Source organism: Streptomyces luomodiensis, from assembly GCF_031679605.1.
In the GTDB taxonomy this organism is placed as follows: domain Bacteria; phylum Actinomycetota; class Actinomycetes; order Streptomycetales; family Streptomycetaceae; genus Streptomyces; species Streptomyces luomodiensis.
Genome location: NZ_CP117522.1, coordinates 574303 through 600590, shown reverse-complemented (window position 1 = coordinate 600590; position 26288 = coordinate 574303). Strand labels below are relative to the sequence as shown.

General features: G+C 72.4%; 21 protein-coding genes and 2 pseudogenes. 10 read left to right on the top strand and 13 right to left on the bottom strand.

The window, feature by feature from the left end:
* Window positions 1–56: 56 nt before the first annotated feature.
* Both PS467_RS02635 and PS467_RS02630 read left to right on the top strand, forming a co-directional pair.
* Window positions 57–3347: a family 78 glycoside hydrolase catalytic domain gene (locus PS467_RS02635; RefSeq protein ID WP_311033779.1), complete on the top strand. Its 3291-nt coding sequence runs from the start codon at window positions 57–59 to the stop codon at window positions 3345–3347.
* On the top strand, window positions 3344–6322 hold the full coding sequence (locus PS467_RS02630; RefSeq protein ID WP_311033778.1) for a glycosyl hydrolase: 2979 nt from the start codon (window positions 3344–3346) through the stop codon (window positions 6320–6322). Before PS467_RS02635 ends, PS467_RS02630 begins: the two co-directional genes overlap by 4 nt.
* An 88-nt stretch (window positions 6323–6410) precedes the next feature.
* Here PS467_RS02630 and PS467_RS02625 read toward each other — a convergent pair whose 3' ends face one another.
* From PS467_RS02625 to denD, 3 genes are all read right to left on the bottom strand, one after another.
* Window positions 6411–7091 carry an ABC transporter ATP-binding protein gene (locus tag PS467_RS02625; protein WP_311033777.1) on the bottom strand — a complete coding sequence of 227 codons (681 nt, stop codon included), beginning with the start codon at window positions 7089–7091 and terminating at the stop codon, window positions 6411–6413.
* A 60-nt stretch (window positions 7092–7151) separates the two neighbouring features.
* Window positions 7152–8642, bottom strand: coding sequence for an ABC transporter permease (locus PS467_RS02620; protein ID WP_311033776.1), 1491 nt, complete (start codon window positions 8640–8642; stop codon window positions 7152–7154).
* Between the two features lie 67 nt (window positions 8643–8709).
* Complete coding sequence (gene denD, locus PS467_RS02615) at window positions 8710–9729, bottom strand: D-erythronate dehydrogenase (RefSeq protein WP_311033775.1); 1020 nt, start codon at window positions 9727–9729, stop codon at window positions 8710–8712.
* Window positions 9730–9862: 133 nt separating this feature from the next.
* On the opposite strand from denD, the gene PS467_RS02610 reads away from it, so the two are divergent.
* Complete coding sequence (locus tag PS467_RS02610; RefSeq protein WP_311033774.1) at window positions 9863–10300, top strand: cupin domain-containing protein; 438 nt, start codon at window positions 9863–9865, stop codon at window positions 10298–10300.
* 89 nt (window positions 10301–10389) lie between these two features.
* Here the strand turns inward: PS467_RS02610 and PS467_RS02605 are convergent.
* A pseudogene (locus PS467_RS02605) lies at window positions 10390–11031 on the bottom strand (sugar phosphate isomerase/epimerase family protein); the annotation flags it as partial.
* Between PS467_RS02605 and PS467_RS02600 the strand changes: the two are divergent.
* Window positions 11018–11239: pseudogene (locus PS467_RS02600) on the top strand (substrate-binding domain-containing protein); the annotation flags it as partial. The pseudogenes PS467_RS02605 and PS467_RS02600 sit on opposite strands and share 14 nt — an antisense overlap.
* 116 nt (window positions 11240–11355) lie before the next feature.
* Here the strand turns inward: PS467_RS02600 and PS467_RS02595 are convergent.
* The 3 genes from PS467_RS02595 to PS467_RS02585 all read right to left on the bottom strand — a co-directional run bounded on the left by PS467_RS02595 (window position 11356) and on the right by PS467_RS02585 (window position 16226).
* Window positions 11356–13338 carry a family 43 glycosylhydrolase gene (locus tag PS467_RS02595; protein WP_311033773.1) on the bottom strand — a complete coding sequence of 661 codons (1983 nt, stop codon included), beginning with the start codon at window positions 13336–13338 and terminating at the stop codon, window positions 11356–11358.
* Between the two features lie 499 nt (window positions 13339–13837).
* Window positions 13838–14767: a 5-dehydro-4-deoxyglucarate dehydratase gene (gene kdgD, locus PS467_RS02590; protein ID WP_311033772.1), complete on the bottom strand. Its 930-nt coding sequence runs from the start codon at window positions 14765–14767 to the stop codon at window positions 13838–13840.
* A gap of 286 nt (window positions 14768–15053) precedes the next feature.
* Window positions 15054–16226, bottom strand: a complete 1173-nt coding sequence (locus PS467_RS02585; protein WP_268969775.1) for an L-talarate/galactarate dehydratase — start codon at window positions 16224–16226, stop codon at window positions 15054–15056.
* A 162-nt stretch (window positions 16227–16388) separates the two neighbouring features.
* Here PS467_RS02585 and PS467_RS02580 point away from each other — a divergent pair, with 162 nt between their 5' ends.
* From PS467_RS02580 to PS467_RS02570, 3 genes are all read left to right on the top strand, one after another.
* Complete coding sequence (locus PS467_RS02580; RefSeq protein ID WP_311033771.1) at window positions 16389–17264, top strand: LysR family transcriptional regulator; 876 nt, start codon at window positions 16389–16391, stop codon at window positions 17262–17264.
* A gap of 116 nt (window positions 17265–17380) precedes the next feature.
* The gene (locus tag PS467_RS02575) at window positions 17381–18796 is read left to right on the top strand and encodes a carboxypeptidase regulatory-like domain-containing protein (RefSeq protein ID WP_311033770.1); all 1416 of its coding nucleotides are present in this window, start codon (window positions 17381–17383) and stop codon (window positions 18794–18796) included.
* 33 nt (window positions 18797–18829) lie between these two features.
* Window positions 18830–19759, top strand: coding sequence for an aminoglycoside phosphotransferase (locus PS467_RS02570; protein WP_311033769.1), 930 nt, complete (start codon window positions 18830–18832; stop codon window positions 19757–19759).
* Window positions 19760–19777: 18 nt separating this feature from the next.
* On the opposite strand, the gene PS467_RS02565 is transcribed toward PS467_RS02570, so the two are convergent.
* The 5 genes from PS467_RS02565 to PS467_RS02545 all read right to left on the bottom strand — a co-directional run bounded on the left by PS467_RS02565 (window position 19778) and on the right by PS467_RS02545 (window position 23468).
* On the bottom strand, window positions 19778–20659 hold the full coding sequence (locus PS467_RS02565) for a fructosamine kinase family protein (RefSeq protein WP_311033768.1): 882 nt from the start codon (window positions 20657–20659) through the stop codon (window positions 19778–19780).
* Window positions 20656–21120 carry a low molecular weight protein-tyrosine-phosphatase gene (locus PS467_RS02560; RefSeq protein WP_311033767.1) on the bottom strand — a complete coding sequence of 155 codons (465 nt, stop codon included), beginning with the start codon at window positions 21118–21120 and terminating at the stop codon, window positions 20656–20658. Before PS467_RS02560 ends, PS467_RS02565 begins: the two co-directional genes overlap by 4 nt.
* Before the next feature lie 66 nt (window positions 21121–21186).
* Complete coding sequence (locus PS467_RS02555; RefSeq protein WP_311033766.1) at window positions 21187–21528, bottom strand: hypothetical protein; 342 nt, start codon at window positions 21526–21528, stop codon at window positions 21187–21189.
* 90 nt (window positions 21529–21618) lie between these two features.
* Window positions 21619–22806, bottom strand: a complete 1188-nt coding sequence (locus PS467_RS02550) for a GDSL-type esterase/lipase family protein (RefSeq protein ID WP_311033765.1) — start codon at window positions 22804–22806, stop codon at window positions 21619–21621.
* 92 nt (window positions 22807–22898) lie between these two features.
* The gene (locus PS467_RS02545; RefSeq protein WP_311033764.1) at window positions 22899–23468 is read right to left on the bottom strand and encodes a TetR/AcrR family transcriptional regulator; all 570 of its coding nucleotides are present in this window, start codon (window positions 23466–23468) and stop codon (window positions 22899–22901) included.
* Window positions 23469–23539: 71 nt separating this feature from the next.
* Between PS467_RS02545 and PS467_RS02540 the strand changes: the two genes are divergently transcribed.
* Window positions 23540–24031 (top strand): FBP domain-containing protein, encoded by a 492-nt coding sequence (locus tag PS467_RS02540; RefSeq protein WP_268969766.1) that lies wholly within the window; start codon window positions 23540–23542, stop codon window positions 24029–24031.
* 417 nt (window positions 24032–24448) lie between these two features.
* On the opposite strand, the gene PS467_RS02535 is transcribed toward PS467_RS02540, so the two are convergent.
* A complete protein-coding gene (locus PS467_RS02535) occupies window positions 24449–25204 on the bottom strand; it encodes an IclR family transcriptional regulator (protein ID WP_268969765.1) in 756 nt (251 codons plus the stop codon).
* Between the two features lie 384 nt (window positions 25205–25588).
* Between PS467_RS02535 and PS467_RS02530 the strand changes: the two genes are divergently transcribed.
* Both PS467_RS02530 and PS467_RS02525 read left to right on the top strand, forming a co-directional pair.
* Window positions 25589–25984 carry a Rieske (2Fe-2S) protein gene (locus PS467_RS02530; protein ID WP_311033763.1) on the top strand — a complete coding sequence of 132 codons (396 nt, stop codon included), beginning with the start codon at window positions 25589–25591 and terminating at the stop codon, window positions 25982–25984.
* Window positions 25971–26285, top strand: a complete 315-nt coding sequence (locus PS467_RS02525; RefSeq protein ID WP_268969763.1) for a hypothetical protein — start codon at window positions 25971–25973, stop codon at window positions 26283–26285. The genes PS467_RS02530 and PS467_RS02525 overlap by 14 nt, the downstream gene beginning before the upstream one ends.
* The last annotated feature ends 3 nt before the right edge of the window (window positions 26286–26288 follow it).

Below are 26288 nucleotides of genomic sequence, written 5' to 3'. Positions count from 1 at the left end.
CGCCCGTCTGACGTCCCCGGCCCTTTACGGCCGCACGACACCCACGGAGAGCCCCCATGGACCGACCCCCGCGGCCACCCGCGCGCCGCCGACGTCTCGCCCGGTGCGCCACCACCGCTCTCGCGGCCCTCGCCGCCCTGGCCACCACGGTGCCCTCGGCGGCCCCCGCCGAGGCGAGCACCACCGGCCGCCCCACCGCGCTGCGCACCCAGGCCCTCGAAGAGGCCCTCGGCATCGACGACACCACGCCCGAGCTCAGCTGGCGGCCGTCCGTCCCCGGCCGGGACACCGTGCAGCGCGCCTACCGGGTCCAGGCCGCCACCAGTGCGGCCCGGCTGGACGCGGGCCGCCCCGACCTGTGGGACTCGGGCAAGGTCGGCTCCGCCGCGCCGCGCACCACCTATGCGGGCGACCGGCTCGGTCCGCGCACCCGCGTGTACTGGCGGGTCAAGGTGTGGGCCGGTGGCGGCGCGGGCCGGGCCTCCGGCTGGAGCGCGCCGTCCGTCTTCGAGACCGGGCTGACCTCGCCGAAGGACTGGTCCGCCCAGTGGATCGGCCATCTGGACTGGAAGCTGAGCGGCCGCACGGTCACCCCCGTGGCCGTCGAGCTGCCGCCCACCACCGCCCGCTATGTGCGGCTGGACGTCACCCGGCTCGGACTGCCGCTCGCCGAGGACGACTTCCCGGCCCTGACCCGGCGGCTGCAACTGGCCGAGATCGAGGTGCGCGACTCCGCCGACCCCGACGGCCCCGACCTCGCCAAGGGGGCGACGGTCACCGCCTCCGAGAGCGACACCGTCCGCAAGGTCTGGGAGCCGGCCCTCGCCGTGGACGGGCTCACCAACAGCGGTGCGCAGACCGCCGCCGGGTACGCGAGCGAGCCGCATCCGGACGCCGATGTCTCCGCCACGCCGATCACCCTCACCCTGGACCTGAAGCGGACCGCCCACTTCGACCGGGTGCTGCTCTATCCGCGCGCCGACGTCCTGACCGACGACGGCCGGGTGCCGGGCTTCCCCGTCGACTACACCGTCTCCACCTCCGGCGAGGCCACCGGCCCGTTCACCGAGGCCGCCCGCGCCACCGGGCAGACCCCGCCGGAGCCGTACCTCCCGGCCGGACTCCCCCTGTTCGCCAAGGACTTCAGCCTTCCGCAAGGCATCCGCTCCGCCCGCCTCTACCTCACCGGCCTCGGGATCTACGACGCCCGGATCAACGGCCGCCCCGTGGGCGACGCCGTACTGGAGCCCGCCAACACCGACTTCGCCGACCGCGTGCAGTACGCCACCTACGACGTGACGAAGCGGCTGCGGCGCGGCGCCAACACCCTCGGCGTGGCACTGGGCAACGGTATGGCCAACGTGGTGAGCACCGCCGACCGGTACCGCAAGCTCTACGGCAACCTCAGCGACCCCAAGCTGCTCGCCCAGCTGGAGATCACCCTCGCCGACGGCACCGTCCGGCGCATCGTCAGCGGCCCCGACTGGCGCACCACACTGGGCCCCACCACCTCCTCCAACTGGTACGGGGGAGAGGACTACGACGCCCGCCGGGAGATCCCGGGCTGGGACCGGCCCGGCGGGGACCGCGCCGGCTGGCGGGCCGCCACCGCCGTCGCCGCGCCCGGCACCCCAGCGGCCCCGGCGCGGATCAGCGCCCGTGAGACCGAGCCCATCCGGGTGACCGAGACCCTGAAGGGCACCGAGGTCGCGAACTCCCCGCAGGGCAGCCGGATGTTCGACCTCGGGCGCAACATCGCCGGCTGGCCCGAGCTCACCGTGCGCGCGCCCCAGGGCACCACCGTGCGCGTCTACCCCGCGGAAAGCCTCAAGGACGGCCACGCCAACCAGTCCATCAGCAACGTCGGCGCGCCGCTGTGGGACAGCTACACCACCGGCGGCGGCTCCGCCCGGACCTGGCATCCGCGGTTCAGCTACCACGGCTTCCGCTATCTGGAGCTGAAGGGGCTGCCGGCCGGCGCCGAGGTGTCGGTGCGCGGCCTGGGCTTGCGCACCGACAACGCCCCGGCCGGGGAGTTCACCAGCTCCAACGAGCTCCTGGACGGCATCCACGGGCTCATCCGGCGCGCCATCGAGAGCAACATGATGAGCGTGCTCACCGACTGCCCCAGCCGGGAGAAACTCGGCTGGCTGGAACAGGACCAGCTGGTCTTCCCCGCCCTGGCCGCCAACTACGACATGCGGTCCCAGCTGCGCAAGATCGTACGGGACATGGCCGACGCACAGACCACGGACGGCCTGATCCCCAGCACCGTGCCGGAGTACACCCAGCTGCCGGGGGCCTACCGCAACGACGCCAACTGGGGCGGCGCGTTCGTCCTCGTCCCCTGGCAGCTCTACACCACCTACGGCGACACCGAGACGCTGCGCGCCTACTACCCGAAGATGAAGGAGTACGCGGCCTTCCTTCAGCGGCAGGTCACCGACGGCATCCTCGACTACGGCCTGGGCGACTGGTTCACCCCCGACCGCACCTTCCCGCGTGCCGTCGCGGGCACCTACGGCTACTGGCGGGTCACCGACACGCTCAGCCGGATCGCGGGCGTGCTCGGCGAGCGCACGGACGCCGCCGCGTACCGGGAGCGCGCCGACGCCTCCGTAGCCGCCCTGTCCGCCACCTACTACGACGCCACGACCGGCACCTTCGGCGGCGGCGGACACGGGGCCGAGGCGCTCGCGCTGGACATGGGAGCCGTGCCCGACGGCCAGCGGCAGCGGCTGCTCGACCACTTCGTACGCGGTGTCGAACAGGCGGGTCATCACCTCCTGCTCGGCGAGATCTCCCTGCCCGCCGCCTTCCGCGTGCTGTCCGCGGCCGGACGCGACGACGTGATCTACCAGATCGCCACCCGCACCGACAGCCCCAGCTACGGCTACCAGGTCGAGCACGGCAACACCACGCTCGGCGAGAGCTGGGACGGCGGCTCCGGCCAGTCCCAGAACCACTTCATGCTCGGCGCCATCGACTCCTGGTTCACCGGCTCCCTCGCCGGGATCCAGCAGACCGACGACTCGATCGGCTACCGCGAACTGCTCTTCGCGCCCGCCGTCGTCGGCGACCTGACCTCGGCGGCCGCCTCGTACACCACGCCGTACGGCCCCGCCCGCAGCACCTGGCGGCGCGACGGCTCCGCGTACCGGCTGACCGTGACGGTGCCCGCCGGGACCACCGCCGAGGTGCGGGTGCCCGTCACCTCCGGCGCGGTGCGGGCGCCGGACGAGGCCCGCCCGCTGCGCACCGAGGACGGCGCGCGGGTATACGCGGTCGGATCCGGGACCTGGACCTTCACCTCCCACTACCAGCCGCGGACCGGGAGCGACGCATGACCGACGCACACCACATGAGCACGGACGGCCCGCGCCGCCGGACGCTGCTGGGCCTGGGCGCGGCGGCCGGCGCGGCCGCGCTCCTCCCGGCGGCCGCGGCACCCGCCACCGCGGCGCCCGGCACGGCCCCGCGTCCCGGCTTCGCCGCCGCGTTCGCCTCGCCGGACCGCGCGGTGCGGCCCAAGTTCCGCTGGTGGTGGCCCGACGGACGGGTGGACCCGGCCGAGCTCGCCCGGGAGGTCGACCAGATCGCCGACGCCGGATTCGGCGGGGTGGAGGTGGCCGCCGTCACCCACAGCCTGGCCGGTTCGTCGCGGCCCATCGACGTCGAGCGCTACGGCTGGGGGACGGCCGCCTGGGTCGCCGGCCTGGAGAGCGCGCTGCGCCAGGCCGACCGGCGCGGCCTCACCGTCGATGTGACCATCGGCCCGGCCTGGCCCGCCGCCGTCCCCACGCTCACCCCGGACGACGCCGCGGCGGCCCGGGAACTCGCCCACGGCCTGGCCACCTTCCAGGGCTCCTACGCGGGCCCGGTGCCGCCGCCGGTGGTGGACGCGGCCGAGGGCGTGACCGCCCGTCGGCTGCTGTGGGTGCAGGCGGCCCGCATCCGGGAGGGCGCCACGGCGGACCAGGTGCCGCTGCCGCTGGACCGGGACTCGGTGACCGACCTGACCCCGCGGGCCGGCGACGGCAACGTCCGGTGGACCGCGCCCGACGACGGCCGGTGGGCACTGATCTCGTACTGGGAGCGCGGCTCCGGACAGCGGCCCGAGGGACCCGCCCACACCTCCCCGCTCGCCTACGTCGTCGACCACTTCAGCGCCGCCGGCACCCGCGCGGTCACCGACTTCTGGGAGCGCCACATCCTCACCCGCCGGGTCCGCGAACTGCTGCGCCGGGCCGGGGGCGCGCTCTTCGAGGACTCCCTGGAGATCGAGACCGACGCCACCTTGTGGACCCCGGGACTGGACGGGGAGTTCGAGCGCAGGATCGGCCACGCGCTGCCGCCGTATCTGGCGGCGGTGGTGGAGAAGGACGAGAAGTACGTCTTCACCTTCGACGCCGCCACCGACAAGGCGGTGCGCCGCGACTACATGCAGGTCGTCACCGACCTGTACCTGGAACACCACCTGCTGCCGCTGCGCGCGTGGGCCCACTCGCTGGGCCTGGTGCTGCGCGTCCAGCCGTACGGACTGGAGACCGACGCGATCCACAGCGCCTCGCTCCTGGACATCCCCGAAGGGGAGTCGCTCGGCTTCAAGAACCTCGACGACTTCCGCTGTCTGGCCGGCGGCCGGGACATCGGCGGCGGACGCGTACTGTCCAACGAGGCGGGCGCCACGGCGGGCGGCGCCTACGCCACCACGTGGGACGCCACGCTGCGCAAGCTGGTCACCCAGTACTGCGCGGGCGTCAACCAGGCGGTGCTGCACGGCTTCGGCTACGCTACCGCGCCCGGCGCCGCCTGGCCGGGCTTCGCCGCCTTCTCCCCGTACCACGGCGGCCCCGGCTACGGCGAGGCGTGGGGGCCGCGCGCCCCGGCCTGGCGCCATGTGCCCGACGTGGCCGGGTACCTCGGCCGGATCCAGGGCGTGCTCCAGACCGGCACCCACCGCGTCGACGTGGCCGTGCTGCGTCAGAAGGGCTATGCGGGCTCCGGGCTCGGCGCGCCCTGGTTCACCTCCGACGGAGTGCCGCTGGGCTGGACACACACCTTCCTCGGCCCGCGCTCGCTCGGCCTGCCCGGCGCCGTGGTGCGGGACGGACGGCTGGCGCCCGACGGGCCCGCCTACCAGGTCCTGGTACTCGAGGGCGACGTCATGATCGGGCGTGAGCACACCCTGGAGCCGGCGACGGCCCGCAGGCTGATCGAGCTGGCCGAGGACGGTCTGCCGATGATCGTGGTGGGGGACTGGTCGGACGGGCATGTGCCCGGACTGCCGCACGACGGCGACAACGAGCGGCTGCGCGCGCTGATCACCCGGCTGCTCGCCGTCCCCGGGGTGCGCGCCGTCGCCGACCGGCCCGACATCCCGGCGGCCCTGGCGGCCTTGAACATCCGGCCCGAGGTGGCGTACGCGGCGCGCTCGCCGCTGCTGCACTCCCACCGGTCGGCGCCGGACGTGGCCTACCACTTCTTCGCCAACGGCTCGGCGTCCGAGACGGTGGACCACGAGGTCGCCATCGTCGCGCCGTGGGCGAAGGCCACCCCGTACGCGCTCGACGCCTGGACCGGTGCGGTGGCGCCCATCGCCGTCCACCGCCGCGAGGGGGACCGGATCACGCTGCGGATCACGCTCGCACCCGGGGCCACCACCCTGGTCGCGCTCGCGCGCGGCGCCGGGCCGGTCCACGCGGTCAGCACCGGCGCCGAGTCCGTGCGCCGCACGGACCAGGGCGTCCTGGAAGTGGTGGACGCCCGCCCCGGCGCCCGCGAGACCGTGCTCAGCGACGGCCGGACGGTCGTCACACACATCGGCGCGTTGCCCGCGCCGCTCACCCTGGACCGCTGGTCGCTGCGGGTGGCGGACTGGCGGCCGGGGCGCACACCCGACCGCCATGTCACGGTGGATCACCGGCTGAGCCTCGACGCCCTCGCGGCGTGGCCGGACATCCCCGGCCTGGAGGACGTCTCCGGCGTCGGCCGCTACCGCGCCACCGTGCGGCTGGGGCGCGGCTGGACCGGAGCCGGCACCGGCGCCCGGCTGGAGCTGGGGGAGGTCTTCGACACCTGCCGGGTCACCGTCAACGGCACCGCGGTGGGCCCCGTCGATCAGGTGACGGGCGTGGTGGACGTGGGGGATCTGCTGCGGCGCGGCGAGAACACCCTGGAGGTCGAGGTGGCCACCACGCTGCTGAACCGGCTGCGGACCGTCCGCCCCGCGGAGTTCGGCGCCGCGCAGCGGCAGCGGTACGGCCTGATCGGGCCGGTCCGCCTGGTGCCCTACGGACGGGCGGTGGTGTCCGGCGGCTGACCGGTCACGGCCCGGGACCGGACTTGCCCGGCCGGCGCCCCGCCGGGAGGGCGGGGCGCCGGCCGGTGTGCCGGGCCGGGCGGGCGGCTCAGGCCGCCCGCTCGGTGACCCGCACCGTGCCCTTCTCGATCGTGGCCAGGCGCGGAGCCCGGCGGGCGATGGAGCTGTCGTGGGTGACCATGACGAAGGTCAGGCCGTGCTCCTCCCACAGCCCCTCCAGCAGCGTCATGATCTCGTCGCGCATCGACTCGTCCAGGTTGCCGGTCGGCTCATCCGCGAGCAGGACCTTGGGGCGCTTGACCAGCGCGCGGGCGATCGCCACGCGCTGCTGCTGGCCCCCGGACATCTCGCCCGGCAGATGCCCCAGCCGTTCGCCGAGCCCCACCGACGTCAGCGCCTCGGCGGCCCGTTCGCGCCGCGCGGCGGCCTTGACGCCGAGCGGGACGAGCGCGGTCTCCACGTTCTCCTGCGCGGTGAGCGTGGGGATCAGGTTGAAGCTCTGGAAGACGAAACCGATGTTCTCGGATCTGACCTTGGTGAGCCTGGCCTCGCTCAGCGAGGCCAGGTCGACGCCGTCGAACTCGACCGTGCCCGAGGTGGGGCGGTCCAGGCCGCCGAGCATCTGGAGCAGGGTGGACTTGCCGCCGCCGGTGGGGCCCTGGATCACCAGACGGCCGCCGTCCTCGATGGTCAGATCGACGCCGGCGAGGGCGTCGACGGTGTCCTTGCCGCGCCGGTAGCGCTTGATGACGCCGCTGAGCTGGTACATGGGTGACTCCTTGACTTCGTGTCGGGCGGGGGAGGGGTGTTGCCGCGGTGCGGACCGCGGCTACTCGACGCGGCGCAGCGCGTCGGCCGGACGCAGCCGGGAGGCGCGCCAGCCGCCGAAGCCCCCCGCCACCAGTCCGCCCGCCACGGCCAGCCCCACCGCGAGGACGATGGTGGCCGCGCTGACCGGCGCGGTGAGCGCCACGTCCAGGGTCTTGGCCGCGGCCTGGCGCATCCCGCCGCCCATGCCCCCGCCGGGTCCGCCGCCGCCCGGCCCGCCCATGCCCTGACCGCCGCCGGACGAGCCCAGCTGGGCGGTGAGGCCGGGGCTGATCGCGGTCACCGCGTAGGCGCCGGCGAGCCCGAGCGCGATCCCGAGCGCACCGCCCAGCAGGCCGTTCACCAGGGCCTCGCCCACGACCTGACGGGTCACCCGGCCGCTCTTCCAGCCCAGCGCCTTGAGCGTGCCGAACTCCCGCACCCGGCGGCTGACGGCGGAGGAGGTGAGCAGCCCGGCGACCAGGAAGGCGGCCGCCAGCACCGCGATGGACAGCCACTTGCCGACGTTCGACGCGAGGTCGGAGGCGGTGGACAGGGAGCCGGAGACGGTGTCGGCCAGGTCGGCGGAGGTGGTGACCGTGGTGCCGGAGACGTTCTTCTGGATGGCCGACTTGACGCTGTCGATCCGCTGCGAGTCCGACGCCTTGACGTAGACGGTGGTGACCTTGTCCTTGGCGTCGGACAGGGTCTGCGCCTGCTTGAGCGGGAGGTAGACGTTGGCGGCGGCCGAGCCGCTGTCGGCCGTCGCGATCCCGATGATCTCGAACTTGGTGCCGGAGACGGTGACGTCGTCACCCACCGCCAGCTCCTTCTCCTTGGCGTACGCGCTGTCGACGACCGCGACCTTGGCGTTGGTCTGCGCGCTGGTGAAGGTCTTGCCCTTGGTGATCTTGGAGGAGGTCAGCGGGCCGAGGTCGAGGTGGGTGACGTCGATCCCGTAGACGGAGAAGGAGTTGACGTCGAACTGGGCGCCGCCGCCCTGGACCTCGCCCTGCGGCTGGCCGTTCTGGCCGCCCCCGCCGCCGGGACCGCCCTGCCGGGCGCCGCCGCCGCTCTGGTCCTGCTTGAACTCACCCCGCTGGAACTGGCCGCTGACCTTCATGACCTGGAGGCTCAGCCCGCCGACCGCGTCGGCGACCCCGCCCTGCCGCCCGATCTTGGTCACGGTCGACGCGGACAGGGTCTGGAAGCCCTGCACCATCACCCGGTCGCTGCTCTGTTCCTCGTCGTCGTCGTTGTCGCGCGCGTCGAACTGGAAGCGGGGACGGGAGTTCTGGTCATCACCGGAGGGTGCCTCGCGGGCCTTGGTGACGGTCATGTCGGTGCCCAGCCCGTACAGCGACTCCAGCACCTTGCCCTGCGCGCGTTCCATGCCCGAGGAGACGGAGGTGACGACGATGACGAGTGCGATGCCGAGCGCCAGGCCCGAGGCGACGACGAGCGCCGCCTTTCTACGGCGGCGCAACTCGCGCCGGAGGTAGGTGAAAAACATGGCGTGACGGTAAGGGCGGGGCGTGATGGGAGGGTGAGGACATGATGAGAGCGGGCTGAGAAACGCCCTAGGGGCGCGCACCGTCCCCGACCGCGTCGGCGTGGTCTTCGAGGTAGTCGCGCACCAGCGCTTCGAAACTCGGGTCGCGGTCCAGTCCGAGCGCCGCGGCGCGTGCGTTGTCGAAGTCGGCGGGCCACGAGCCCACGATGGCCTCGATGTCCGGGTCGGGGGCGATCGTCACCAGGTCGGCGGTGGCGTCGCCGGCCACCCGCCGCAGTGTGGTCAGCATGTCGGCGACCGAGACGGTGAGCGCCGGGAGGTTGACCGGCACCCCGCCGTCGAGCCGGCCCGGCCCGGCGCCGCGCTCGACCTCCGCGACACGCAGGATGCCCGCGACGGTGCGGCGCGGCGAGGCCAGGGCCACCCTCAGGCCGGGGCGGACCGGGCAGATCGCCGGGGAGCCGGCGAGCGGCTCGCGGATGATGCCGGACAGGAAGCCGGAGGCGGCCGCGTTCGGCTTGCCCGGCCGTACCGACACGGTCATCAGGCGCGCGACCCGTCCGTCGAGGAAACCGCGGCGGGTGTAGTCCGCGATCAGCTGCTCGCAGACGAGTTTCTGCGTCCCGTAGCTCGACCGCGGCGTGGGCAGGGTCGACTCGCTGACGACCGGCGGCAGCGGCAGCGCGGGGTCGGCACCGTAGACCGCGACACTGCTGGAGAACACCACCCGGGGCATCGGCCCGCCCGCCGCCGACTGGGCTCGCGCGGCCTCCAGCAGTGCGCGCGTGGTGTCCACATTCGCGCTCATCCCGAGGTCGAAGTCGGCCTCGCACGCGGCCGATACCGCGGCGGCGAGGTGGATCAGCACATCCACCGGCTCGGCGAACAGCTCGCCGAGCCGGTCGGCCACGTCGCCCCGCACGATGTCCACGAGCGGGTCGGCGGCCACCGCCGCGCCGGACGGCACGACGCGGTCGGCGAGCACCAGCCGGTCGACCGGCGCACCACGGAACGTCCGCGTGCCGAGCAAGGCGTCGGTGACCTGCCGGCCCAGGAAGCCGAAGGCGCCCGTGATGACGATCCTCATGCGTTCGCTCCTCGCTGGTCGGGGCGCCGGCCGAGACCTCCGCTCGTCCCGGCGCGGGGGGTGTACGCACAGCCGACCCACCCGTCGAAGCCCAGGGCGTCGACGACCGTGCCGGGTGGGGGAGGATACGGCCATGACTGACGTCTCTGACCTCGTATCACACCTCGGACTCCAGCCACATGTCGAGGGCGGATGGTTCCGCGAGACCTGGCGGACGTCCGCCGGCGCCGTCCCCGGCGGCTACGACGGCGAGCGGGCCTTCGCCACCGGTATCTACTTCCTGCTGCACCCCGGGGAGGTCTCCCGCTGGCACCGTGTCCGGTCGGACGAGGTGTGGCTGTGGCACCGGGGCGGGCCGCTGCGGCTGCGCCTGGGCGGGAGCGGCGCGGCTCCCGACGAGGCGGGTGCCGATGTCGTCGTCCTGGGCAACGGGATCGAGCGCGGCGAGGTGCCGCAGTCCGTCATCCCCGGCGGCGTCTGGCAGAGCGCCGAGCCCGCCGGTGCCGAACCGGTGCTGGTGACCTGCGTGGTGGCCCCCGGCTTCGACTTCGCGGACTTCGAGATGCCCTGAGCCGCGCGGACGGCGCGCGGCCCCGAGCCACTGCCCGCCCGCGCGGAGGGCGGGCAGTGGCGCACGGGTGGCCGATGTGCCGCGAGGCCCTACGCGGCGAGCTCCTTGACGATCCGGTCCAGCAGGAACGCCGAGGAGTCCCGGGCCCGTTCTTCCCAGGCGAAGACGCACGCCGTGGCGACGCCGTCGAAGTTCAGCTCCCGGAGGGTGCCGAAGAAGGTGTCCCAGTCGACTTCGCCCTGGCCGATGTCGAGGTGCTGGTGGATGCGGGCGGGGGTGCCGGGCGGGTTGAGGATGTAGCGCAGGCCCGAGGAACCCTTGTGGTGGAAGGAGTCCGCGATGTGCACATGCTGGAGCTTGTCGCCCGCGTAAGCCATCATCTCCGCGATGTCCGCCGTCGGGTCGGCGCCGGACAGGTGGAAGGTGTGCGGGGCGCAGTAGAGGTAGTTCACCCAGGGCTTGTTGATGGCGCGCACCAGGTCGACGGCGGGGGTGTTCTCCTCGCAGAAGTCGTCCGGGTGGGCTTCGAGGTTGAGGGCGATGCCCTCGCGCTCGAAGACCGGCAGCAGTTCCTCCATCGAGCGCCAGAAGGCGGCCTCGCTCTCCGCGGCCCGCTCGGGGCGGCCGTTGAACTCCGAGTTCATCAGCGGACATTCGAGGTCGGCGGTGATCTGGATCATCCGCTTCCAGGAGCGGACGGCGGCCTGCCGCTCGGTCCACCTCGTGGAACTGGGACACCGCCGGATCGTGCACATCGACGGCGGTCGCGGACCGGGCTCCGCGGAGCGGCGGCGGGCCTACCGGACCGCCATGCGCCGTCATGGCCTGGAGCCGGAACTGCGGGTGATCCGCGGCGATCACACCGAGCAGTCGGGCGTCGACACCGGCCGCCTGCTCCTGGCCGAGCGCGACCAGGGCCGGCCGCTGCCCACGGCGGTTGCTTGACGGTACGGGGCACCAGCGGACCGCCCCCGGAAGGCGACGGCGCGGGGCGGTGACCGCCCCGCGCCACGCGCGGCAGGTGGTGGGGACTCGGCGCAGGACCAGGGCGCGGTTCACCAGGCCCGGAACGTGGCGTCCGACCGGTTCCCGGCGGTGACGCGCCCGACGCGCAGGAGCGATGCGCGGTGGCTCAGGTACTGCCCCGGGGCGGCGTAGGACTCGAAGGATGTCAGAGACTTGTCGGACAGTCCCGGCACCCGCCGCCAGGTCGCGTCGGCGCGGAACGCGTCGTCGTCGGTGAGCGCGTCGCTCCACACGCCGTTGCCCTTCCGCCGCAGGTAGTGGCCGGGGTAGTTGACCGACTCCAGGGACACCGCGGCCGGGTCCGCCAGACCCGGAACCAGCTTCCACTGCATGTCGGCGTAGGGCGTGACGTTCGGGTCGACCCGGCCGCGGCTCTCGTAGTGCCGGATGAAGCGGTTCGGCGCGCCGGCCGCCTCGAAGCTGTAGACGTTCGACCGGATCGCGACGTTGTCGAAGCGGGCGAGGGACCGGCCGGCTGCCGCGCCGCCCGCCGCGTTCCCGGCGCCGCGCAGGCCCGCCCGCACGCCGTTGGCTCCCGAGGCGAAGCTTCCGTCCGTCACGCTGAGCCTGGGCTTCGCCGTGCCGTCGACGTACACCTTGATCGACGAGCCGATGGCCTCGATCTTCACATGGTGGGTCCTGCCGACCGCCACGCGGAACCGAGCGCGGGCCAGTTCCGTTCGCTGCTCGCCCGTGGATTTGCCCAGGACCAGGCCGTTGGTGGTGAGGTCGGCGTAGTAGCCGCGGAAGCCCTCACCTCCGGTGCCGGGTCCGGTGACGCGGAAGGCGAGTCCGGACGCGCCGCGGCCGTGCGTGAGCGTGACGTCGGCTTCGTAGACGAGGTCCGAGAAGTTCGTGTCCTGCAACGCCAGCCCGCCGGCTCCGGCGACGGAGTACGCCCCGCGGGTCGCCGACCACTGGGCGTCGCCGTAGGTGTGCCATCCCACGGCGTTGTCGTCGCCGAAGTCGTCCTGGACCTTCATGGTGACCGGCCGGATGGTGCCGTCCTCGTTGAAGTACATCCGGTCGTAGGCGAGTTGGCGGTGGTTGCCTTCGGTGTCGCTGAGCGGGCGGCGGTGGTAGAGGATGTACCAGATGTCGGTGCCGGGCACGTTGACGACCGAGTTGTGGCCCGAGCCGCGGGCGACGGCGGGGTCCTGCCCGAGCACCTTGTCGATCTTCTTGAAGGGGCCGGTGGGCGAGTCGGACATGGCGTAGGAGACGGAGTAGTCCGGGCCGGTCCAGCCTCCCTCGGACCACATCAAGTAGTACTTGCCGTTCCGTTTGAACATGAAGGAGCCCTCGGTGTAGTTCTCCGGGGTGATCTCCTTGTAGGTGGTGCCGTCGGCGAAGGTGCCGAGGCTGGTCATGTCCGGGTTGAGCTTGACGACGTTGGCGTGGTGCCAGCCGCCGTAGTACATGTATGCCTGGCCGTCGTCGTCGATGAAGACGTCCTGGTCGATGGGCTGGGCGCCATTGTGGAACTGCGAGATGAGGGGCTTGCCGAGGGCGTCCCGGTAAGGGCCTTCGGGACGGTCGGCGACAGCCACCCCGATGCCGCCGAGCTCGGAGTTGTTCTGGATGTCGTTGGCCGCGAAGTACAGGTAGTACTTGCCGTTCCGCTCGACCGGTGCGGGCGCCCAGAGGGCGCGTTTGGCCCAGGGGATGTCGGCGATGTCGAGGACCTTGGGGTGTTCGGTCCAGTGCACCATGTCGGTCGAGGAGAACGCGTTGAGATACGTCTGCTGGTCGTACTCCTGGGACGTGGTCGGGTAGATCCAGTACCGGCCGTCGTAGACCGCGACGTCGGGATCGGCGTACCAGCCGTCGACGATCGGATTGCCGGACTCGGCCGTGCTGTAGTCGGGTACGGCGGCGGGAGCCTTCGGCGCGCTCGCGGCGCCGGCTGCCACGGAGGCGGGCGGGAAGCCGAGCAGCAGGGCGGCGGACAGCGCGAGAGAGAAGGTGCGTATTCCGCGAGTGCTGCGAGTACTGCGAGTTCTGCGAACCAACGTACTGCCTTTCGGGAAGGGGACGGAGCACGGGGAAAGCGGGCGGGCCGTCACATCCGGGTCGCCCCGATGCCGTTCGCGCGGCGTTCCGTCGGGCGGTGCCTCGGCGGACGAAGGTGGTGTCGGCATGAGGCCCCCGCAGGCGCACACTAGGGTGCTGACAACGATGTCACAGATGGATCTCATGGAGACTTCCAGCTGCTGCGGCCAGTGTCAATACGCCGTAACGCCCCTTGCGTTCGCGCCGCACCTTGGCGCCGTGCCCCAGGTGTTCTTCCACCCCAAGGGAGTACGACTCAGGCCCTCCGCACGTCGAGCGCCACCAGCTCGGCGACACCCCCCCCGTGCCCTGGCGGTACGACACCAGCGGCGGCGTCCGCGCCCCCCGCGGTGGACCCCGCGCGCCGACGCCCTGGAGGTGGCACTCCCCGCCCGCCGGCGCCCTGCGTCCAGGTCCTGCGCATCGAGCCGGAGGCCGGCGGGCGGGAAGGGGAAGGGGTCAGGCAGTCGGCGCGGACACGCCCTTGATGAGGGCGGTGAGTTCGGCGAGCTCGGACTCGGTCAGGTCGGTCAGTGGCGGGCGCACGGGTCCGGCGCTGTGCCCGGTGGCGGTCATCCCGGCCTTGACGATGCTGACCGCGTAGCCGTGTTGCCGGTTGCGGATCTCGGTATAGGGCAGCACGAAGTCGCCCAGCAGCTTGGCGACGGTGTCGCGGCGGCGCTCGCGGACGGCGCCGTAGAACTCGAGGGAGAACTCGGGCAGGAAGTTGAAGATGGCGGAGGAGTAGGTGGTGACGCCGAGTTCGAGGTAGGGCAGGGCGTACGTCTCGGCGGTGGGCAGACCGCCGACGTAGGTGAGGCGCTCGCCGAGCCGGGTGTGGATGCGGGTCATGGCGTCGATGTCGCCGATGCCGTCCTTGTATCCGATGAGGTTGGGGCAGGAGTCGGCGACGCGGGCGAGGGTGTCCGCGCTGTAGCGGGCGTTGGCGCGGCCGTAGACGATGACACCGAGGCTCGTCGACGCGCAGACGGCCTCGACGTGCTGGGCGAGCCCGGCCTGCCCGGCCTCGGTGAGGTAGGGCGGGAACAGCAGGATGCCGTCGGCGCCGGCCCGCTCGGCGGCCTGGGCGTACTCGATGGCGGTGCGGGTGCCGTACCCGGACGGCGCCAGGATCGGGGTGCCCTCGGGCGCGGCCTGTACGGCGGCGGTGACCACCTCTTCGGTCTCCGCGGCGGTCAGGGAGAAGAACTCACCGGTGCCGCCCGCGGCGAACAGACCGCCGACCTCGAACGCGCCGAGGCGCTCGATGTTGGCGCGGTAGGCGCTCTCGTCGAAGGAGAGGTCGTCCGCGCGGAAGTGTGTGACCGGGAAGGAGAGCAGGCCCGCTCCGATGCGCCGGCCGAGCTCCGCGGGGGTGAAGGACGTCATGGTGGTTCTGCTCCTGGGAGGCGGTTGAGAGGTGGTGCGACACGGCGGTGGCCGCCGTCGCATGCGCTGCGTGGTTCCGGGACAGACGCTACGAGCCCCCACTGATGCGTGTCCAACACTCAAAAGGCATCCTCCAATACCCACTTGGCATCATGAGGGTGGCGCGGGTCCGGACATGGGTCTGGCGCGGGCTCCGCGCCGTCCGTCGGCGGAGCCCGCGCCAGGCGGGCGCCCTCCCCGCCGTGCGGGGAGGGGAATGCGGGGGACCTCGGTGGTCAGGGGGTGGTCAGGGGCGCTTGCCGACCTCGTGGGTGTCCTGGGTCCAGGCGCGCGCCTGCTCGCTCAGGGTGATGCCCAGGCCGGGCCGGCCGGAGAGGTGCATGCGTCCGTCGCTGATCGTCAGACGCTCGTTGAACAGCGGCTCCAGCCAGTCGAAGTGCTCCACCCACGGCTCGATGGGGTAGGCCGCGGCCAGGTGGACGTGGATCTCCATGGCGAAGTGCGGGGCCAGCTGGAGGTTGTTGTGCTCGGCGAGCGTGGCGAGCTTGAGGAACTGGGTGATGCCGCCGATGCGCGGGGCGTCGGGCTGGATGACGTCGGCGGCGCCGTGGCGGATCAGCTCGTAGTGCTCGGCGACACTGGCCAGCATCTCGCCGGTGGCGACGGGGGTGTCCAGGGAGGCGGCGAGGGCCGCGTGGCCCTGCGCGTCATAGGCGTCGAGCGGCTCCTCGATCCAGACCAGGCCGAAGTCCTCCATGGCGCGGCCCATGCGCTGTGCGGTGGGCCGGTCCCACTGCTGGTTGGCGTCGACCATCAGCGGGACGTCGTCCCCGATGCGCTCGCGCACGGCGGTCAGCCGGCGCAGGTCCTCCTTGGAGTCCGGGTGGCCCACCTTGATCTTGATGCCGCCGATGCCGTTCGACAGCGACGCGGTGGCGTTGTCGAGAAGCTCCTCGGTCGGGGTGTGCAGAAAGCCGCCGGAGGTGTTGTAACAGCGCACCGAGTCCCGGTGCGCGCCCAGCAGTTTGGCCAGCGGCAGCCCGGCCCGCTTCGCCTTCAGATCCCACAGCGCCACATCGATGGCGGCGATGGCCTGGGTGGCCACACCGCTGCGCCCCACCGACGCCCCGGCCCAGACCAGCTTGGTCCACAGCTTGCCGATGTCGCTGGGGTCCGCGCCGATCAGGTTGTCGACGATCTCCTTGGCGTGCGCGAACTGGGCGGGTCCGCCGGCGCGCTTGGAGTAGCTGAAGCCGATGCCCTGGTGCCCCTGCTCGGTCTCGATCTCCGCGAACAGGAAGGCCACTTCGGTCATCGGCTTCTGCCGCCCGGTCAGGACCTTGGCATCGCTGATCGGCGTGGCCAGCGGCAGGGTGACCGAGGAGAGCTTGACCCAGGCGATGGTGTCGAGGGTGGCGTCGCCGTGCTGGCCGGCGGCGGAGGCGGCTGTGTGCGTCATCGTCACTACTGCGTGTCCCTGGTGTGTGAGGCGGATGTGATCGATCTGGCCGGACCCCGCTGAGGGGCAGGCTGCTCGCCGTTGGTTCGGACTGACGTTAAGGTCGGCGATTGATCCACGTCCAACACGATTTTTAGATGATTCAATGCCTGGAGAGCATCGATGTTCACATTGACGCAACTGGTGAGCTTTGTCGCCGTCGCCGAGGAGCTTCACTTCACCCGGGCCGCGGAGCGTCTGCGGATGACGCAGCCACCACTGAGCCGGCAGATCCAGCTCCTGGAACACGATCTCGGGGTGCAGCTGCTGGACCGCACCAACCGCACGGTGCGCCTCACCCCGGCCGGCCGGTCCTTCCTCAACGAGGCGCGCACCATCCTCCGCCAGGCGGAAGCGGCCGCACTGTCCGCCCGGCAGGTCTCCGCGGGGGAGGCCGGTGCGATCGCGATCGGGTTCACCGGGGCCAGTGCCCACTCCTCGCTGGGCCCGCTCCTGGACGTGGCCCGCTCGGCGATGCCCGGCACCGAGATCGTTCTGCGTGAGATGGTGACCCGGGACCAGCTGGAGGCGATCACGGGTGGGTCGCTCGATCTGGGGATGATCCGTCCTTCGAGCACCGGGCCCGACCTCGCGACGCGCCCCGCCATCAGGGAGGGACTGCTCGCCGCCGTGCCCCGGGAGCATCCGCTGGCGGAGGGGGACGAGGTGCTGCCGGTCCACGTCTTCGACGAGCAGGAAGTGCTCATGTACTCACCGGTCGAGGCGCGCTACTTCCACGAGCTGCTGGTGAGCGTCTTCCGGGCCGCCCAGGTCACCCCCCGCTTCACCCAGTACCTCAGCCAGGTCCACAGCCTGCTGGCCATGGTCAACGCGGGGTGGGGCATCGCCTTCGTCCCCGAGTCGGCCGCCCAGATGCGCTTCCCGGGGATCACCTTCCGGTCGCTGGAGCTGCCCGACCCGGCCCCGGTCGAGCTCCACCTGGTCTGGCGCAAGAACAACGACAACCCGGTGCTGCACTCCCTGCTCCGGCACCTGTGACCGTTCGCATCCGCCTCTTTGCGCTGGTGGAACGGGGTGGCGGGCCGCGATCCAGATGCATGTAAATTACATGGATATTGTCATGCGCCCGGAGCGTGGCCAAGGGAAGGGGACCAGTGCGAGAAACGGTGGCACAGGCCACGCGGACGGCCGTACCGGGTGGACCCGCGACGACACGGATCGAGCGCCCCCGTGGCACCCCCGTGGTCCGGACCCTGGCCGAGACCCTGTGGTTCCCCGTGGCCCTCTTCCTCGGCTTCCTGTTCTGTTTCGCCCCGGCTCTGCACGCGCCCCAGCCGCACCACGCGAAGGTGGTGGTGGCCGGCCCGGCGTCGGCGGCACGGGTCGACGCCGCCTTGCGGCGGCAGCACCCCGGCGGGTTCGACGTCACCGCCGTGGCCGACGGCCAGGAAGCACGGCGGTCGGTACTGGGCCGGGAGGCCGTGGCCGGCTTCGCCGGTGGCGGCGGGCACCCCGTGCTGTACGTGGCCAAGGCCAACGGCATGTCCCTCGAACAGGCGCTGGTCAAGGCGTTCACCGCACTCGACGCCGACGGCGGCCGGCGGCTCGAGGTCGAGGACGTGGCCCCCACGGTCGGCAAGGACCTGATGGGCACGACCGTGGTCTACTTCGGCATCGCCTGGAGCGTCCCCGGTTACCTCCTCGCGACCACCCTGCTGCGTGCGGTGACCTTCAACCGGCGCAGGAAGCTGCTGACGATCGCGGGCGCCGCCGCTCTGCTCAGCGTCGTCGGCTTCCTCGTCGGCGTGGGGCTGGGCTACCTCCCCTTCACCCCCGGGGCCTTGGGCGTCGCCTTCCTGCTCACCACCGCGGTGGCCACGTTCGCCTCCGGTCTGGCGCCGTTCGCCAAGCAGTTCTTCCCCGCCCTGGGCATGGGCCTGTTCATCGTGGTGTCCATCCCCACCAGCGGCGGTGTGGCACCCGCCCCGCTGCTGCCCACCCCCTTCCAGTGGGTGCACGCCGTGATGCCCCTCGCCAACGCGGTGGACGCCCTGCGCGGCATCCTGTACTTCGACGGGGCGGGGGTGCTGGGACCGGTCCTCGTGCTGTGCGCGTGGATCGCGGCAGGTGTCGCCCTGCTGGGCCTGGACGCGTGGCTGCGGTCCCGCCGGGCCGCGCGAGGGGACGCGGAGGTCGAGCCGGACGACGTGGCGGAGCCCCCGTTGGACGACCCCTCCCTTGAGGTGCCGACGCCCACCGCGCTTCCGATCCACCGCCACCACTTCGGCGAGCCCGTGCCGATGCTGAGGGGCACCGTCCACGACGCCGAGCGGCGGCCCGTCCGCCACGCCGCGGTGACCGTCATGGACACCGGCGGCCGGCAGCTGGTCCGCACCACGACGAACGAGCGGGGCGAATACGCCGTGACCGGTCTGCCCGAGGGATACCTCACCATCGTGGCCTCGTCCTCCGCCCGGGAGCCGGTGGTCCACCAGCGGCTGCTGCGGTCCGGTGCGGTCATCAGCGCGGACTTCGCCCTGCGCGGCCGTACCGGAGCGAAATCCAGGTGACGGCGGCCCCCGTGCTGCCTACGATCGGGCCCCGTGCTCTCCCGACCCTCTTTCATCGGTGACGAAGCGATCGCGCATGCCGTCGCCACGCATTGGCTGCTGGACGCCACCGAGGCCGACTACCTGCCCTGGGGCTTCGGCGCGCACCACTGGCGGGTGACCGGTGGCGGCACCACCTTGTTCGTGACGCTGGACCAGCTGCGGCCCCGGCACACCGAGGCGACGCTGGAGGCCGCCTACGCGGGGGCGGCGGCACTGGCGGCCGCCGGGATGGAGACGGTGTGCGCGCCGTTGCCCGCCCGGTCCTCCGGCCGGTTCACCGTCGGCGTCGGGACCGGTGCGCTCAGCGTGACGCCATGGCTGGAGGGACGGAGCCCCACCGAGGCGGAGGCGGGCGAGCCCCGGCACCTGCGCGCGGTCGAAGCCGCCCTGGCCGCCCTGCACCGCGCCACACCACCACCCGGGCTGCGGCACTGGACTCCCCAGGTCGGCCCCGGATTCGCCGGGCAGCTGCGGGCCCGCACCGCCCGGCCCTGGACCTCGGGCCCGCTGGCGGAGCGGGCGCGGACCGCGATCGCCGCACACGACGCCGCGATCACGCGCTGGACGGACCGCTACCTCCGGCTCGCGGACCTCGCCCGCACCCGCCGGGAGCTGTGGGTGCCGACCCACGGCGAGCCGCACCACGCCAACCAGGTCGTGGGCGCGTACGGACTGAAGCTGGTCGACTGGGAATCGCTGGCCCTCGCGCCACCTGAGCGGGACTACGCCGACCTGCTCGCGGCCGGCGCGGCCGATCGCCTGCGCCCCGACCCGGCCATGGTCGAGTTGTTCGCCCTCGACTGGCGTCTCTCCGAGATCGCCGCGTACGCGCGCTGGTTCGCCGCCCCGCACACCGGCACGGACGACGACCACACCGCCCTGGAGGGGCTGTACGAGGAACTGTCGCAAGCCCCGGCCTGACCGCAGCCGGGCGCCGGGTCACTTCCCCAGGGCCTCCCGGGCCACCGTGAGCGCCTGCTCGGCGTAGCCGCGGCCGAACAGCACGGTGTGCACCAGCAGGGGGAAGAGCTGATGCAGCCCGACGCGGTCGGCCCAGCCCCCGGCGAGCGGCGCCACCTCCTGGTAGCCGGCCAGCACCAGTTCCAGATGGGGGCAGCCGAACAGGTGGAGCATCGCCAGATCGGTCTCCCGGTGGCCACCGTGCGCGGCCGGGTCGATCAGCCAGGCCTGCCCGTCGGCACCCCACAGGACGTTGCCGTTCCACAGGTCGCCGTGCAGCCGGGCGGGCGGCTCGGCGGGACCGGCCAGCTCGGGCAGCCGCTCGCACGCACGCTCGATCACCTCGGCCTCGCCGTGGCGCACCGTGCCGTCGTCGACGGCGCGGCGCAGATAGGGCAGCACCCGGTGGTCGGCGTACCAGCGCGGCCAGTCGGTGCCCGTGACATTGCGCATCGGAGCGAGCCCGATGTACGCGTCCGTGGGGCCGTCGGGCGGCGGTGCGCCGAACGCGGGCGCGCCGACGGCGTGCAGTGCGGCCAGGTCGCGGCCGAACCGGGCCGCCGTCCGGGCGTTTGGCCGGCCGGCCGGGACCTGGTCGGTGACCAGCCAGTGCCGGTCGTGGCCGTGCACCGCCGGAACGCGGACCGTGCCGGCGTCGGCCAGCCAGCGCAGGCCCGCCGCTTCGGCCCGCACCGCGTCCGGGTCGTCACCGCGCTTGACCATCACCGTCTGCCCGCCGTCCAGCGTGACCTCGGTGAGCAGCCCGGACCGTGGACGCCGGCCGGTCACCCGACGGCCGGTGAGGCGGGCCGCCGCGGCGCCCGGGTCCTCACCGGTCCCGGCCACGGAACGGGCCGTCATGCGCCCAGGCGCTCGCGCACCCAGGCCAGCAGGCCGGGCACGGAGGCCTCGATCATGGCCAGCACCTCGTCGAACCCCTCCGGACCGCCGTAGTACGGGTCGGGGACGTCCAGGTCGCCGGTGGCGTCCGGGTCGAAGGACCGCAGCATTCTGACCCGGGACGGGTCCTCGACCAGCCGGCGCAGCGCCTTCTCGTGGCCGCGGTCCATCGCCAGGAACAGATCGGCGTCCCCGTGCTCGGCACCGATCTGGGCCGCGATGTGCTCGATGGGGTAGCCGTGCCGCGCCAGCAGCTCGCCGGCCCGTTCGTCGATGGGTTCGCCGACGTGCCAGGGGCCGATGCCGGCGCTGCTGACCCGTACCGCACCGGCGAGCCCCGCCCCGCGCAGACGCTCGGCGAAGACCAGGGCGGCGGACGGCGACCGGCAGATGTTCCCGCTACAGACAAAGCAGATGTGCACGGCCACCAGCGTAGGGCCTGACGGCGCGGTGACGCCGGGGGCGGTCCGCCCGGGGAAGACCCCGGCTCACCCCGCCCACGGCTTGTCCGCCAGCGGGGTCCGGAGCCACCCCACGCCTTCGGCGCTCTCATCGGGCCTCAGCTCCAGCATGTGGCCACCGGGCCGGTCCGAGGCCCGCGCGATCGCGCTCACCAGCCGCTCGGCGAGATCGGGGCCCTCGGTGTCGTCCATGTCGTCGACCGGCGCGCCGGCCCGTACGTCCTGGCGGACCTCTTCACCGCTGTGGAGGGTCAGGATCAGGTGCTGGGGTGTCTTCCTGTCCCATCTGACCTGCTCGATGGTGTCGGCGCGCACCATGCGGCCGCCGAACGTCGCGCTGTTGACCCGCACCCACACATCGGGCGTCATCGCGGCCCTCCCTCGCACGGGTGTCGATGCTCCTCCTCGTTCCTTCCCGTTGTACCGGACGGAGCCCGGCTGTACCGGACGGAGCCCGCGTCAGGCGCTGTGGTCCGCGAACGGGCCATCGGCGGCGAAGGCCAGCGTGGCGAAGCGTTCCCCGATACGGCGGTGGGTGGCCGCGTCCGGGTGGATGTCGTCGGGCAGCGGCAGCTCGGCGGCGTCGGCCTCGCCGTAGAGGTCGCGGCCGTCGAGGTAGTGGAGGTGGGGGTCGGCCGCCGCCCGCTGCTTGACGATCCGGGACAGCTCATCCCGGATGACGCCCAGCGTCAGCTTTCCGGCGGCGCGCTCGGCGGGGGCGCCGGTGGCCAGGAACCGCAGCTTTCCGGCGCCGAGCGCGCTGACGTCGAAGGCCGCGGGGCCGGGTGTGTCCTCATGGATGGGGCACAGGATGGGGGAGACGACCAGCAGCGGTGTGGTGGGATGCCCCTCGCGGATCGTGTCGAGGAAGCCGTGTACCGCCGGGCCGAAGGCGCGCAGCCGCATCAGGTCGGCGTTGACCAGATTGATGCCGATCTTGATGCTGATCAGGTCGGCGGGGGTGTCCCGCATCGTCCGTGCGGTGAACGGGTCGAGCAGGGCGCTGCCGCCCAGGCCGAGGTTGATCAGTTCGACGCCGCCGAGGGAGGCGGCGAGCGCGGGCCAGATGGCGGTGGGGCTCGCGGCGTCGGAGCCATGGCTGATCGAACTGCCGTGGTGCAGCCACACCTTGCGGCCCCGGTCCGGTACGGGCTCGACCGGAGCGTCGGTGCGCAGGGCGAGGAGTTCGGTGGTCTCGTTGTGCGGCAGCCAGATCTCGACGTCCTTGACGCCCTCGGGCAGGTCGGCGAAGCGGAGGGTGCCGGCCGGGCCGGAGTGGTGCTCGGCGCTGCCGGTGGCCAGGTCGATGGTCACGGCGTTGCCGCCGGTCACCGTGGACTGGGCGGTCAGACGGCCATCGATCAGCAGGTCGTAGACGCCGTCCGGGCGGGGCGGGGCGCCCACGTAGACCCGCTTGGTGGGCAGCGTGTCCAGTTCGACGACGGTGGCCCGGGTCCGGAAGACCAGCCGTACGCCGGACGGCTGGGCCTCCGCCATGGCGAGCTGGCCGTCGGCGCACTGGGCGCGCGCCCATGCGGGCAGCCGGTGCGGCAGCAGTCCGTGCGCGGTGCGCTCCAGGTCGAGGGCGCCGCGCAGGATGTCGGCGGTGATGGGGGTGGTGATCCAGTGGTGCTCGGTGGTGTGCATGGTCCCGCCTGTAGAGAGATGGGAGATGAGGGATACGCGGGGATGGTCCGGACGCGGCGCGGGGCCGACGGCCTGGAGCCGGTGGGCCAGGGTCAGGGTGCGGGCCAGTTCCGCAGCAGGGCGTCGAGTGCGTCCAGGGTCCGCGACCAGCTTTCCTCGCTGTCGGGGGCGCTGTGGCTGAACCCGCCGGCCATCTCCAGGCTGACGTAGCCGTGGAAGACGCTGCCCAGCAGCCGGACCGCATGCGTCTGGTCCGGCTCCGTCAGGTCGTAGCCGCGCAGGATCGCCCGCGTCATCTGGGAGTGCCGGCCACCGGCACTGGCCGCCGCCGTTTCCGGGTCGAGCCTGAACTGGGCCGCGGCGTAGCGGCCGGGATGCTCCCGGGCGTAGTCCCGGTAGACGCATCCGAAGGCGATCAGAGCGTCCTTGCCGGCCCGCCCGGCCAGGGCGTCGGCGGCCCGGTCGGCGAGCTCCTCCAGGGCGAGCAGGGCGATCCTGGTCTTGAGGTCCTGGGAGTTCTTCAGATGCGAGTAGAGGCTCGCGACCTTGACGTCGAACCGCCTGGCCAGCGCCGAGACGGTCACCTGGTCGAAGCCGACCTCGTCGGCCAGTTCCGCACCCGCCCGGGTCAGGCGTTCCGCGGTCAGTCCCACCCGTGCCATACCCTTCCTCTCGTTCGGTGGAGCCCATTATGCATTTGCCTAATACCTTTAGGCAAATTAGCCTGCCGTTTATGAAGCCGCTGACCGAACAAGAGATCCGTGCCGCGTTCGTGAACTGCACCAAGGGTGAGGCGAAGCGCCTGTCCGTCCCGCGTGACCTGGCCGACCGGCCCTGGGACGACCTGGACTACCTCGGCTGGCGGGACCCTCAGGCCCACGACCGCGCCTACCTCGTCACCGCACTGGACGGCCGCCCGGTCGCCCTCACGCTGCGCTGCCCCGGTCCCGCCTCCTGGCAGGCACGGCGCAGCATGTGCTCGATGTGCCTGACCGCGCACACGGGCGGCGTCTCCTTGATGGTCGCGCCGAAGGCGGGGAAGGCCCGGCAGCAGGGCAACTCGGTCGGCGCCTACATCTGTAGCGACCTCGCCTGTTCGCTGTATGTGCGCGGCAAGAAGGACGCGGGCGTCGGCGCCCGCCCCCAGGAGTCGCTCACCCTGGAGGAGAAGATCCAGCGGACGGCGGCGAACGTCGCCGCCTTCCTCGCCAAGGTGACCGCCTGACAGCCGGCGGTCCCGTCAGGCGGGACCCGCGCCCGGAACGGGCCGCACGGACGTGGCCCGGAGCAGCGCGGGCTCCGGGCCTGGCCACCGCTCGTCCTCACCGGAGCGAATGGGCCGCCATGATGCCGAAGCCCGCGATGTACTCCCGGATGGGTCCGAGGCGCGTGACATCTGCCCACGTACCTGGAGCACCTGCTCGGACTGCTGGAGACCCTGGGCATCGACCGGGCGCACCTGGGCGGGGAGCCGGAGCTGAGCAGGCCGCGTCCGGCGCCGACGAGGACGAGTCGCCTTTCGGCGGCCGGCAACGAGGAGTGCGCGTCGGCCGGTGCGGGCGCAGAAGGGCCGGGTGCGCGTCCCGCGGGGGTACGCGCACCCGGTTCTCGCGGTCTGACCCGGCGTGGGGACACCGGCGGATCAGCTGGTGAGGGCCTGAGAGATGCGATCGGCTGCTTTACGGACCTGGTCGAGAACGGCCGCGCGGCGGGCGTCGTCGAGGCGGAAGGCCGGGCACGGTGCGGAGAGTGCGGCCCTGGTGAGCGTGCCTTCCTTGATCGGGGCGGAGGCGGCCCATACGCCCTCGTCGATTTCTTCCTGGCTGACGTCCCAGCCCTGTTCGACGGCGCGCCGGATCTCGTCGAGGAACGTCTCGCGACCGTGCACCGGCGGTGGGGTTCCGGTGGCGAGGGCCTGGTCGACGTAGCGCTCGCGTTCCGTCTCCGGGAGGCTGCCGATCAGGAGGCGGACGCTGGCGCCGCGGAGCGGGGGCATGTTCTGTCCGGTTTCGAAGGACAGACGGAACGGCCGCAGGGTCTCCACCCGGTGAATGCACACCGGCAGGCCGTGGACCATGCGGACGAGCAGCACGGTCTCTTCGATCTGCTCGGACAGTTCACGCATGTACGGCTCGGCGATGTGGACCAGAGGGGTGGCCTGGCGAGCGGCCCGGCTGAGCGCGGCCACGCGCATGGTCAGGTGGTATTGGCCGCGTTCGCGTTCTTCGATCAGACCCATGTCGCGCAGCAATGCCACGTAGCGGTGCGCCGTGGGGACGGGGATCCCCAGGTCCTCGGCGAGTTGCCGGACCGAGGCCACCGGGCGCTGTTCCGTGAAGGCGAACAGGAGCTCAAGTGCCCTGCGCCCACTGTCCGCGCCCGCCTTGGAGGCTGCCAATGCGCTCTTCCTTCCCCATCGACTTCCACGTCACGCCCTACTGTAACCCGATCGCATAGCGATAATTTCATTATCTCAGAGCGATGTGAAGTGGGCGGACTGTTGTCCTTCGTGCTCATGGTGACGGTATTTCGGCCTGCTCGACCCGTTGACTTTGGCCGGGTCCCACCCTACTGTTCGAAATCGCATAGCGAGAGCACCGAAATCACTCTGCGATAACACGGAGGCTCTCGGGAGTGCCAAGCGGACGGCACGGGCCGCTCCCGTCGCACCGCTACCTGCCCGTTCCTGTCTGGACCCGCCCGAGGTGCGCCGCTCGTCATCGGCGCTCGGGCGTTCACCGCGGCCCGGAGCTGTCCCTTCCCCTCATCGTCAGGAGAGCGCATGACCGTGAACACCGAGAAGTCCAGGGAAGCGTGGACCCTGGTCGCCCGCAGCGACGATGTCGCGGAGGGCGGACGGCAGGTGATCGAGCTCGGCAACGACGTGCAGATCGGCCTGTTCCGCTTCAAAGGAAAGCTCTACGCATACGAGAACCTCTGCCCGCACCAGAGTGGACCCGCCTGTCAGGGGCGCATGGTCGACGGAGTGCGGGAGCGCATCGAAGAAGGAGGCCGCAGCGCCGGTCTGGCCTTCGACAAGGACGACCCCCACATCGTCTGTCCGTGGCACGGCTTCGAATACCGGCTCACGACCGGCGAACACGCCGGCGTGCCGTCCATCCGCCTGCGCGGCTTCGGCGTCCGTGAGGAAGGGGGCGACATCCATGTCGCTCTCTGAGCTCACCAAGGGCGCCGAGCTCGCCCGTCAGGCAACCGAACTGGAAGCCCAGGTCGATGCCCTGCTGAACGGCCGGACGCCGCAGGAGCCGGCCGAGGTGCCGGCCGACGCCGTCCGCAGTCTGGTCACCGCCGCCGCCCGTCTCTTCACGGCGCACGCCGAGGCGACCGGCGCCCGAGTCGATGAGCCGCTCCGCTCCGATGTGAACCCCACCGAGGCCGTCGAGCTGGCGTGCGCGCTGCTGCGGGCCCGGGACCTGAACCCGTTCGACCTCGCCCTGTGGTTCTCCCGCTCCCGCTGAGCC